This window comes from Ruoffia sp. FAM 20857, from assembly GCF_045528645.1.
Classification (GTDB): domain Bacteria; phylum Bacillota; class Bacilli; order Lactobacillales; family Aerococcaceae; genus Ruoffia; species Ruoffia halotolerans.
Map to the genome: position 1 here is coordinate 23,430 of NZ_JBGQRB010000025.1, position 9,750 is coordinate 33,179.

The 9,750-nt window shown below is 36.4% G+C and carries 15 protein-coding genes; 5 read left to right on the top strand and 10 right to left on the bottom strand.

The window, feature by feature from the left end; genetic code table 11:
* Positions 1-147 precede the first annotated feature (147 nt).
* The 10 genes from nusB to comGA all read right to left on the bottom strand — a co-directional run bounded on the left by nusB (position 148) and on the right by comGA (position 6,581).
* Positions 148-618, bottom strand: coding sequence for a transcription antitermination factor NusB (nusB, locus tag ACEN4N_RS07125; protein WP_407089269.1), 471 nt, complete (start codon positions 616-618; stop codon positions 148-150).
* A complete protein-coding gene (locus ACEN4N_RS07130; RefSeq protein ID WP_407089208.1) occupies positions 602-1,039 on the bottom strand; it encodes an Asp23/Gls24 family envelope stress response protein in 438 nt (145 codons plus the stop codon). Before ACEN4N_RS07130 ends, nusB begins: the two co-directional genes overlap by 17 nt.
* Before the next feature lie 74 nt (positions 1,040-1,113).
* Positions 1,114-2,178: a M24 family metallopeptidase gene (locus tag ACEN4N_RS07135; RefSeq protein ID WP_407089209.1), complete on the bottom strand. Its 1,065-nt coding sequence runs from the start codon at positions 2,176-2,178 to the stop codon at positions 1,114-1,116.
* A gap of 94 nt (positions 2,179-2,272) precedes the next feature.
* Positions 2,273-3,034 carry a hypothetical protein gene (locus ACEN4N_RS07140; protein WP_407089210.1) on the bottom strand — a complete coding sequence of 254 codons (762 nt, stop codon included), beginning with the start codon at positions 3,032-3,034 and terminating at the stop codon, positions 2,273-2,275.
* Between the two features lie 13 nt (positions 3,035-3,047).
* Complete coding sequence (locus tag ACEN4N_RS07145) at positions 3,048-3,485, bottom strand: competence type IV pilus minor pilin ComGF (RefSeq protein ID WP_407093951.1); 438 nt, start codon at positions 3,483-3,485, stop codon at positions 3,048-3,050.
* On the bottom strand, positions 3,457-3,810 hold the full coding sequence (locus tag ACEN4N_RS07150; RefSeq protein ID WP_407089211.1) for a hypothetical protein: 354 nt from the start codon (positions 3,808-3,810) through the stop codon (positions 3,457-3,459). Before ACEN4N_RS07150 ends, ACEN4N_RS07145 begins: the two co-directional genes overlap by 29 nt.
* Positions 3,794-4,225 carry a competence type IV pilus minor pilin ComGD gene (comGD, locus tag ACEN4N_RS07155; protein WP_138404086.1) on the bottom strand — a complete coding sequence of 144 codons (432 nt, stop codon included), beginning with the start codon at positions 4,223-4,225 and terminating at the stop codon, positions 3,794-3,796. Before comGD ends, ACEN4N_RS07150 begins: the two co-directional genes overlap by 17 nt.
* A gap of 5 nt (positions 4,226-4,230) precedes the next feature.
* Positions 4,231-4,530, bottom strand: coding sequence for a competence type IV pilus major pilin ComGC (gene comGC, locus ACEN4N_RS07160; protein ID WP_407089212.1), 300 nt, complete (start codon positions 4,528-4,530; stop codon positions 4,231-4,233).
* A gap of 16 nt (positions 4,531-4,546) precedes the next feature.
* A complete protein-coding gene (comGB, locus tag ACEN4N_RS07165; RefSeq protein WP_407089213.1) occupies positions 4,547-5,602 on the bottom strand; it encodes a competence type IV pilus assembly protein ComGB in 1,056 nt (351 codons plus the stop codon).
* Positions 5,568-6,581: a competence type IV pilus ATPase ComGA gene (gene comGA, locus ACEN4N_RS07170; RefSeq protein WP_407093952.1), complete on the bottom strand. Its 1,014-nt coding sequence runs from the start codon at positions 6,579-6,581 to the stop codon at positions 5,568-5,570. The genes comGB and comGA overlap by 35 nt, the downstream gene beginning before the upstream one ends.
* A gap of 294 nt (positions 6,582-6,875) precedes the next feature.
* Between comGA and ACEN4N_RS07175 the strand changes: the two genes are divergently transcribed.
* The 5 genes from ACEN4N_RS07175 to ACEN4N_RS07195 all read left to right on the top strand — a co-directional run bounded on the left by ACEN4N_RS07175 (position 6,876) and on the right by ACEN4N_RS07195 (position 9,562).
* Positions 6,876-7,091 carry an RNA polymerase epsilon subunit gene (locus ACEN4N_RS07175; RefSeq protein ID WP_407089215.1) on the top strand — a complete coding sequence of 72 codons (216 nt, stop codon included), beginning with the start codon at positions 6,876-6,878 and terminating at the stop codon, positions 7,089-7,091.
* Positions 7,092-8,801, top strand: coding sequence for a ribonuclease J1 (rnjA, locus tag ACEN4N_RS07180; protein WP_338488387.1), 1,710 nt, complete (start codon positions 7,092-7,094; stop codon positions 8,799-8,801).
* Between the two features lie 110 nt (positions 8,802-8,911).
* On the top strand, positions 8,912-9,106 hold the full coding sequence (locus tag ACEN4N_RS07185) for a 2-keto-3-deoxygluconate permease (RefSeq protein ID WP_407089217.1): 195 nt from the start codon (positions 8,912-8,914) through the stop codon (positions 9,104-9,106).
* Positions 9,087-9,380, top strand: coding sequence for a 2-keto-3-deoxygluconate permease (locus tag ACEN4N_RS07190; protein WP_407089218.1), 294 nt, complete (start codon positions 9,087-9,089; stop codon positions 9,378-9,380). The genes ACEN4N_RS07185 and ACEN4N_RS07190 overlap by 20 nt, the downstream gene beginning before the upstream one ends.
* A gap of 20 nt (positions 9,381-9,400) precedes the next feature.
* Complete coding sequence (locus ACEN4N_RS07195; protein ID WP_407089219.1) at positions 9,401-9,562, top strand: 2-keto-3-deoxygluconate permease; 162 nt, start codon at positions 9,401-9,403, stop codon at positions 9,560-9,562.
* Positions 9,563-9,750 lie beyond the last annotated feature (188 nt).

The window sequence follows — 9,750 nt, forward strand, 5'->3', positions numbered from 1 at the left end:
TGTACCCTTATTATATCACAGAACATTTCTTTATTTTACTTTGAGACATTTCTGCAAATATTATTCATACATTTTTCGTAAATGTGAATAATATTTAGTATTAGATAGCAAAAAACGCCATCCAACTGAATGGATCGCGTTTTGTGCTTATTCGTTATCTGCTTCGGCTTTTGTATCATCTAAAACTTTTGCAACAACACCACTCACGAATTGACGTGATTTGTCGTCACTAAAGAATTTACTTAATTCAATCGCTTCGTCAGCTGCTACATTATTTGGAACTTCTTCTTTTGAGACGAAAAAGATTTCATAGAATGCAACGCGTAAAATAATTAAATCAATGCGTGCGATTCGATCTAAACTCCAACCTGTTAAATAAGGTTCAATGAGTTTATCAATTTCGGTTTCTTTTGAACGAACCCCTTCGATGAGCTCATAAAAGTATTCATTATCGATACCTTCATAGCCTTCTTCAGGAAATACGCCTGCTTCCAATGCATAAGCCACAGCTTCATTGATATCTAAATCTTTGTGAGCTGAAATCATCTGATAAAGTGTTTGGACAACAACTTGACGCACTTCACGTCGTTTCACTACTTTCTTACTCAAAAGCTTCACCAATTGTTTCAACAGCTTCTTCAACAATACTTGCGTCTGATTCTGAAGCTTCAGTTTCAACTGCTATAACGTGAACATTCACTTCTGTCACTGCTAAGTCAGTCATGAATAGAATTTGTTCTTTCACTTTATCTTGGATTGCGATAGCAATTTCAGGTACTGAGTAACCATAAAGAACACGGATTTCAACGTCGACAACGATTGAATTGTTTTCAGTTTTGATTTTTGTATTAATACGGTCACGGTCCATCCCTAAGAAGTTTCCTACTTCTTTTTGGAAGCCTGTTACTTTAGAGGCAACACCTTCGATTTCGCTTGCTGCTTGAGCGGCAATTGATTCTAGGACACCTGTGGTAATTTTAATTTCACCTAAATTTTCTTTCGCTTGAGTTTCAAATGGTACTTCGGTTATTTTAGCCATAATAGCCCTCCTTTATATACTTTACTCATCTATGTTCGCATTTTCCTTATTGTAGCGGAATTTCTAAGAAAGTGCTATACAATTATTAATTTTTTAGGACTACGGTTTAAACTTTCTACCCCGTCTGTTTTAACAATTAAGTCATCTTCAATACGAACGCCACCTAAACCAGAGACATAAATACCAGGTTCATTGGTAATGATATTGTTTTCAACTAATGGTTTTTCATTTCGGCTAGCAACCGCTGGTCCTTCATGAACATCTAAACCAATCCCATGACCTGTTGTATGACCAAAGTTTGGTCCATAACCTTTCTCGGTAATGTAATCACGTGCAAGGGCATCGACTTCTTTACCAGTCATCCCTGCTTTAGTTCCAGCAATTACACGGTTATGTGCTTCTAGGACGATATTGTAAATCTCTTCTAATTTCGGATCTACTTCACCTACAGCAATTGTACGAGTCATATCTGAAGTATAACCTTTGTAGTAGCAACCAAAGTCAAGTGTTACTAAATCACCGTGTTCAATTACTTTATCACTGGCAACACCGTGAGGCATTGATGATCTTACGCCACTGGCAACAATTGTATCAAACGACATGCCTGATGCCCCTTTACCTTTTAAGAAGCGGTCTAATTCATTCGCCACTTCAATTTCGGTAACACCTGGTTTGATAAACGTTAAGATATGTTCAAAGGCTTGGTCAGTAATGTCACAAGCTTCGCGAATCGTTTCAATTTCGTCTTCGCTTTTAACTTCACGAATCGTTTCAATGACGCCAGATGTTTGAACTAACATTGGTTCGAATAAGTCACTTAAACGAGAATAAGTTGATACATTCATATCATCAGCTTCAATTCCCATAGCTCTAACGTCTTCTGCGTTAAGAAGTTCGCTAATTTCTTCATATATTTTTCCTTGATGGATAATGACATCAAACCCTTTCGCTTGCTCTTTGGCTTGGTCAGTATATCGGAAGTCTGTAATAAAGTATTCATGTTCAGGTGTAATGACTATTAATCCCGCTGATCCTGTGAAGCTTGATAAGTAGCGTACATTTTTAGGCGCTGTTACTAAAAATGCGTCTAAGTTTTGTTTTTTCATTTCTAATCTTAATTCAGTTATTCTATTATTCATACTTTGCCCTCTTTCTAAATCAATAGTTGTATTATATCAAATAAAACATAGATGTTAAACTTGTTGCTGTTATTAATTTAAATGAAGGGATGGCTTAAATATCTTCAGTGAACTCTCTCTCAAAAAGGTAGCCCCTCCAACGAACAGAGTAGTTATATCGCATTTGTTCACTTTGTTCTCGTCGACTAAATTTCCGTGGCATTAATTCCGTTGACCGCATTTCAACCCCATTTGTTCGGGAGTAGCTTGTGATACCATGATTAGTTTGTATTTGTAACTGTCTAATATCATCTGGAGTCCAATCATATGTTCGTAGGAAGTCATCAACTTTACTCAAACGGAAACCTTGGTCTAATATAGATGCCTCTGTCGCCTTCCATAAAGCTTCAAGTTCTGGATTGGTTCCTTCAACTTGACCTGGTCGTGTAATCACGCCACTACAAACGATGGCATTGAATGCATCACAATAGTCTAGTGCTGCATCTTGCAGAAATACCTCTTGAGTATAGACATATAGTTGCTCGTATTGTTGGTTAGCTGTTAATTGTAAGACACCAAATTGCTTGTGTGAATCAATGTGATCTAAGACTTGTTTCGGCATATAAGCTATAGCCTGCTCATTAAAGCGCATCTTAATGGCTTCTTCTAAGTTTTGTGCGTCCATCTGTTCAATCAGTGGCAATAAATTCATCACAAGTTCTTCTTGAATATTTGCTGTGTAATAATCATTAAAATTCAAATACCGACTTAAGTTGATTTGATTCAGTCTCAGTAAGCCCCAATAGATGAGTTGGCTAACGAGTAAAAAGACAATAACGTAAACCATTACCATTCCTTGTTTGTTATTTCGCATCATTATACTCCTCTAACTAGCTATTAAGTTTCACTGAAATGAAGCCTGAAAAGACTTGTCCATTATTAAAGGTTACCGTCACAGTTACTTTGTTAGCAACTTGAAATACTTGCCAGGAATATACGTCGTACAATAAAGGTTGATGACCGGGTGCGATATAAATTTTATTGTTCTGGTTGATGATGCGACTACTTCTCTTTGTTTCAGTACTTTCAATGCGAATAATGTTAGAATCGACCCCAGTCACCGTATATTTTTCCAATTCTAATTCAAGCAGCGTCATAAAGTGTAAGAAATCCGCACTGCGATCTGTGCGAATTTCTGTTTCAATTGTGTTGTAACTATTGTAGATTGTCATAAGAGAATGCATGAATAAACTCAATACGAATAGACTGATTATTACTTCTAACAAAGTAAATCCTTTTTTAAAAGTTGAGGTCTTGAATTTCGACATACAATTCACTCCCGCCTTCTAACGATATGTAACAATAATTTAAATCACATGCGAATTCACTCACGTTATCTTCATTTAACGCTTCCCAATTTAGAATTAATTGTTCGCTTACAAGTGCTTTCGCCTCATCTTCTATCTGCTCATCCAATTCGACATCCACTAATTCAGAGAATAAGCGCCAGACTTGACTCGTCTGTGCCGCATCCTCTATCCGCCTCAATTCATTATAATAAGCCGGCAAGTAGAGGAGCATCATCGAACTAAATAAGAAAAAACCAATCACCGTTTCTATCATTGAAAATCCGGCTTTATGTTTGTAATTCAAATTGACCATTCCCTAACTGAAAGACTAAATAAATTCGTTGATTACGATCATAGTCATAAAAACTAATCGTTCTAAATTGATCCACACCCCCACCTTGCAAATACATAAACATATAAGGTGTTTGAAACTGTATATGTTCAGGAGCGTCCAACGTCGCAATCCTTTCTTGACTATAAGCATCTCTAATTCTTAACTGATTTAAACTGGCGTGAAACTCAACTGAAATTAGTCGCTTTTGTAAGATTGCTATTTGTTGAGCTTGCTTTAAGTGACTCATGACTTCATCAAAGAAGATTCGACTTTCAATTTGCTTACTTAAGTTGATATTGGGACGAAACATTAGTAGCAAACTCATGGCTGAAAGTAGGACGAGTACTACCAGGGACTCCATGAGCGTATAGCCTTTTTTACTCATACATATTAGTTACCAGTATCATTCGTTAATAAATTTTGAGCTTCTTGGAGTTGTCGTTCAGTAATGTATCCTTCATCAAATAATGTTTGTAAATCTGGTGCCTCAGACCCATTCACCATTTGATACGTACTTGACTGTGTTTCAATTACTTCTTCGATATTTGTACGTGCCTGTTCATTAATACGCTCTCTTTGTCCTGCGACGTTTGGAATAATAATTGCCATAAGCAGACTTACTACGACCAACACAATAAGCATTTCGATTAAAGTAAACGCCTTTTTATTTAATTTTTTGAATTTTTTCATAATGTTTCATATCCTTTCATATACCTTGCATCGTTAACATCGGTAACATCATCAATAAATACATCGACATGACTAAAATTCCGATTAGGACGAACAATATTGGCTGGACTAAAGTAAGTTTCGCTTGAATATCGTTCATCAAATCTGAATAGACTTTCCTTGAATACAAATAACATTTTTGTGCTGTTTGACTCGTTAACTCACCTTGGTAAATTACTAATGGTAATTCCTTTGTAAAGATATCTAACTCATCTAGAATGACAGCTAAGTCTTCACCCTTTAACATTCTTTCTTGTATTTCAATGGCTAGTTCACTTAAGAATGAATCAATCGGATAATCGACGATTACTGTCAGCGTTTGTTGAATGGAATACCCTCCAGAAAAGAAATGCCCAATTTCTTTTGATACTTTATAGGAACTGTAACTTCTTACCCATTTTTCGACTAATGGAATTCGAGTTAATATTTGGTAGCGTCTCATTTCACTTTGTTTCAGCAAATACATGTCAACGCCGCCATAGATAATTATCACGAAGGCTAGTAATATTCCAAAAATCTGTGGCAAATAAGTAAAGAAATAAACTAAAACTCGTACCAAATACTGCTCATCATACACTTCTTGCGAAATAAAGCTAGCGACTTGCGGTAGAAGAAATTGTCTCATAGCAAATAACATCCCAACTAATCCCACCGCTAAAAATAATGGGTAGACTAAGGTTTTTACAAGTTTCTGCTTATAATGATGGGCCTCTTTTAATTGCTTACTCGCATCAGCTAATGACTCAGTAAATCTTCCTTGACGTTGGGCGTAGAATAATTGAGCAATGAGTGAATTTGAATAACCTAAAGCACGTAAAGACATTTCAAAGGAAATACCCGACTCCAACTGCCTAATGATATAGTCAATCGCCGTTGTTTGTTTCCTCATCAGAACACGCATAAAAACTAAACTTTGATGAATAGAGAAGCCTTCTAACAATAACTCACTTAAAGTTTGCAATAAGTAGGCTTGCAAGTTCTTAGGTATTTTTATATCCTTAGATAATTTCGAATTTTGTATACGTTGCTTCATCAATGTAACCATACGCCCAAGCCTTTCGTAATTTATTATTCAACGTATCGTGCTGACTTAATGTATGATTATTATGTAATACGCCGTTTAATGCTTCTTTAGCCAATATCTCAAAGATTGCTGCTCGTGAATAGTGCGTATCCTTTTGTATTGCGGACGGCACAAGTCTTTGAGAAATAACACCAATTAAGGTTTGTCTGAGTTGTTCATCGCTAATACTTAACTCCTGTAGTCTTGCGATAACTCCTCGGGCATTCTTAGCATGGATGGTCGCAATCATTAAATGCCCCGTTAACGCTCCTCGGATCGACATGCGCGCAGTCTCTTGATCACGAATTTCTCCTATCATCAAGACATCAGGATGGTGTCTTAGAGAAGATTTGATTAGCAAATCGTAAGTTATTCCGGCTTTTTCATTCACTTCCGTTTGCAAGAATCGCTCTTCAAATATCTCCACTGGGTCTTCCATCGTTATAATTTGTAAAGCCTCATGTTGAATCAGCTCACGCAGTAATTGATAAATAGTCGTCGTCTTACCCGAACCCACCGGTCCTGAGAATAAAATCATCCCACTCTTTCTTTTTGTGAGTTTCCGAAGCTCATCAATGTCTTGTGGAAAGTAAGTCACAACTTGATCATGATCAAACTTCTGAGTTTGTAAAACTCGAATAACCATTGACTCAAGTAATAAGACATTTGTAATGGTTGAAAACCTTAATTCTACCGATTCAGCATCAAGTTCAATGGCGGTGGAGCCAGATTGCGGTCTTCGCTTCTCACCTACATCCATATTCGCTAAATACTTAAAGTGACTAATCAATCGCTTTCCCCACTCTAATGACTTCTCCTGAAATAACATTAACCGTCCATTCGCTCTGAAATGAATCACATACTTTTCCTTCGTTGGTAATATGTGAATATCAGAAACCGATTCATCGATTGCCGCTTGTATTAGTTTTTTAGCATCACCTTCAATCATCATCTCACTCCTTTAAACTAGCCTATATATATATACGTAAAAAATGGCCATTTCCATTATTTTATTTTTACTTTTTTTAAAAAAAGCAATTTCGGGTTAAAACATTTGACTATTCTGGATTTGAAAGGATAATATGAAGTATTGGAGTAAGTTCATCCGTTTTTTTCCTTTTTAGATGAGTTAACTAAATTGGGATATACTTGAAATAATGAATGTGATAAAATGGTTATAGCTGTGAATTCAATTAATTCACTACTCGTTTGAAAACAAATTAATGAAAAGGAGCAAATATTAATGATATTTAAAGTATTTTATCAAGAAACAACAAATGAAGCACCACGTCGTGAACATACTAAAACTATGTACGTGGAAGCGAATGCAGTAAGTGAAGTGCGTGAATATTTATCTGAAACTACACCATACATGATCGAACACATCACTGAAATATCAGGCGATTTCTTAGAATATGAAAAAGAAAACGATCCTGACTTTGAGGTTGTGAAACCCTAGATGGCAGTAAATCTTAGAAACAATGAAGTCGGAGTATTCGCCATTGGTGGACTAGGCGAAATTGGGAAAAACATGTATGGTGTCCAATTCCAAGACGAAATTGTTATTTTAGACTGCGGAATTCTCTTCCCGGAAGATGAATTATTAGGAATTGACTACGTAATTAATGATTTTCAATATATCTTAGAAAATCGTCATAAAGTTAAAGGGCTTTTTATCAGTCATGGGCATTTAGACCATATTGGTGGAATTCCATATCTATTAAAACAACTCAATGTGCCAATCTATGCTGACCCTCTTGCAGCCGCGTTAATTCGCGACAAACTGCAAGAAAATGGCTTATTACGTGATGCGGAAATTACAGAATATAATGAAGATACAGTCGTTAACTTCCGTAAATTGTCAATTAGCTTTTACAGAACCGTTCACTCGATTCCTGAAGCATATGGTATAGTTGTAAAAACACCTGAAGGAAATATTGTCTTTACAGGGGATTATAAATTTGACTTTACACCTGTAGGAGAGCCTGCTGATATTCACCGTATGGCTGAAATTGGTAGCGAAGGCGTTCTACTCCTATTAGGTGATAGTACAAATGCAGAAATTCCGACTTTCACCCTTTCAGAACGGGTTGTGGGTCAATCGATTCATAATATTATCCAAGGTGTTGAGGGGCGTGTTATCTTTGCGACTTTCGCATCGAATGTGTCACGTCTTCAACAAATTGTAGAAACAGCGATTAAAACAAATCGTAAAATTGCAGTCTTCGGACGTAGTATGGAAAACTCAATTAAAACTGGGATTGAACTTGGTTATATTGATGATTATGGCTTGGATATCTTTGTTGATAATCGTCAATTAGATCAATATCCTGCAGAAGAAATGATTATCGTATGTACAGGTTCTCAAGGTGAACCTATGGCTGCTTTAAGCCGAATTGCGAACGGGACACACCGTCAAATTTCAATTCAACATAATGATACAGTCATCTTCTCAAGTTCACCGATTCCTGGAAACACTTTAAGTGTGAATCGTGTCATTAACCAATTAGTTGAGACTGGTGCCAACGTCATCCATGGTAAAGTGAATAACATTCATACATCGGGACATGGTAGCCAACAAGAGCAATTGTTAATGTTACGTCTAATGAAGCCTAAATTCTTCATGCCAGTCCATGGTGAATACCGTATGTTAAGTATCCAAGCAAAACTGGCTGAATTAACTGGGATTGACCGTGAGAACACATTCATTATGAAAAACGGTGACATGCTTGCTTTAACTAAGAATAGCGCAAGACGAGCTGGCTTCTTTAATGCCCAAGACGTCTATGTGGACGGAAGTGGTATTGGAGATGTCGGAAACATTGTCTTACGAGATCGTAAAACACTTTCGGAAGATGGTTTAGTTATTGTTACAGCAACGATTGATTACGAAAACAAACAACTCATTAGTGGTCCAGATATTATGTCACGTGGCTTTATCTATATGAGAGAATCAGTTGATTTAATTCAAGAGATTCAACAAGCTATGAAATCTGCAATTAACCGTGGTTTAAATGAAAACGGAAATAACGTTAACGAAAAATTAATTCGTGATATTATCTTTGATCAAATCAAACCGATCTTATTTGAACGTACTCAACGTTCTCCTATGATTTTACCGGTTTTATTAGATGTTAATAAAGGTGTTCGTAAACGCAGTAGCAAATAATGTTTGAAGTGCCTATGTTAAATCATTGGCACTTTTTTTGTCTCTTTAATTGTCTAATGATTCAATTGAGTATAATTTTAAGTTAATAAAATAGAAAAAAGGTTAAAATAATGTCTGATTTTATGCGAAAAATTCCCGGAGGCCTATTATTAGTACCGATACTTCTAGCAGCTTTAATGAATACTTTTCTACCAAACTTATTCACTAACTTCAGCCGAGTGAGTGAAGCCTTGTTTACACCAAGTGGATTAAATTACGTCATTTGGGCAGCTTGTTTCTGTTCGGGTGCAGGCTACCACAGTTGACTGGACACCTATTCTATCAACGCTTGTACCGATTATCTTTGGTATGATTGTGGAAAACCTTGATAAAAATATGGCAGATTACTTAGCTGCTGGTGTAGTGGTGTTAACTCCCTTTATAGGTTGGGTGTTCGGTGCTGGAATTAATTTATTCGATGCACTTCAATCTGGACTACAAGGAATCTTGTTAACAGTAATCTTTTACGTCCTATTAGCCCCAATTTTAGTTGTTTTTGAACAAAGAATCTTACATGAAGATGGTGTGTATCGTCTCTAGCAATATCTTCAATTGCGAGTATGTCCGTGTCAGTTCCAGCTTTGATTGCCTTTTCAGCTTCTGAATATGCTATTTATGTGGAAAGTGCCACTGCACAAATTGCATTAGGTGTCGTTATTTCAAGTATTGTGACACCAATCTTAGCCCGTTGGGAATTCAAACATACACATCCGAATGCATAAAGTTTAATCCGATCAAACAAAAAAAGTGCTTAAGAATTTTCATTTCGAAAATCTTAAGCACTTTTTTATGGTTCATGAATTTTTGATGTTGGTGGACCGAGGAGCCAGGTGACGCAGTCACCTTGGCTCTTTTTTTATTCCTATGTTTAAGTGTCTCTCTATGCAACGATAGTTTGTGTTGTGTTCTC

What these genes read in the sequence shown, in the direction of transcription:
- comGB (WP_407089213.1), bottom strand. Translation starts at nt 5,602, where the DNA reads ATGAAGCAACGTATACAAAATTCGAAATTATCTAAGGATATAAAAATA.
- comGC (WP_407089212.1), bottom strand. Translation starts at nt 4,530, where the DNA reads ATGAAAAAATTCAAAAAATTAAATAAAAAGGCGTTTACTTTAATCGAA.
- comGA (WP_407093952.1), bottom strand. Translation starts at nt 6,581, where the DNA reads ATGATTGAAGGTGATGCTAAAAAACTAATACAAGCGGCAATCGATGAA.
- ACEN4N_RS07140 (WP_407089210.1), bottom strand. Translation starts at nt 3,034, where the DNA reads ATGATGCGAAATAACAAACAAGGAATGGTAATGGTTTACGTTATTGTC.
- comGD (WP_138404086.1), bottom strand. Translation starts at nt 4,225, where the DNA reads ATGAGTAAAAAAGGCTATACGCTCATGGAGTCCCTGGTAGTACTCGTC.
- ACEN4N_RS07195 (WP_407089219.1), top strand. Translation starts at nt 9,401, where the DNA reads ATGTCCGTGTCAGTTCCAGCTTTGATTGCCTTTTCAGCTTCTGAATAT.
- rnjA (WP_338488387.1), top strand. Translation starts at nt 7,092, where the DNA reads ATGGCAGTAAATCTTAGAAACAATGAAGTCGGAGTATTCGCCATTGGT.
- ACEN4N_RS07185 (WP_407089217.1), top strand. Translation starts at nt 8,912, where the DNA reads ATGTCTGATTTTATGCGAAAAATTCCCGGAGGCCTATTATTAGTACCG.
- ACEN4N_RS07135 (WP_407089209.1), bottom strand. Translation starts at nt 2,178, where the DNA reads ATGAATAATAGAATAACTGAATTAAGATTAGAAATGAAAAAACAAAAC.
- ACEN4N_RS07175 (WP_407089215.1), top strand. Translation starts at nt 6,876, where the DNA reads ATGATATTTAAAGTATTTTATCAAGAAACAACAAATGAAGCACCACGT.
- ACEN4N_RS07130 (WP_407089208.1), bottom strand. Translation starts at nt 1,039, where the DNA reads ATGGCTAAAATAACCGAAGTACCATTTGAAACTCAAGCGAAAGAAAAT.
- ACEN4N_RS07145 (WP_407093951.1), bottom strand. Translation starts at nt 3,485, where the DNA reads ATGTCGAAATTCAAGACCTCAACTTTTAAAAAAGGATTTACTTTGTTA.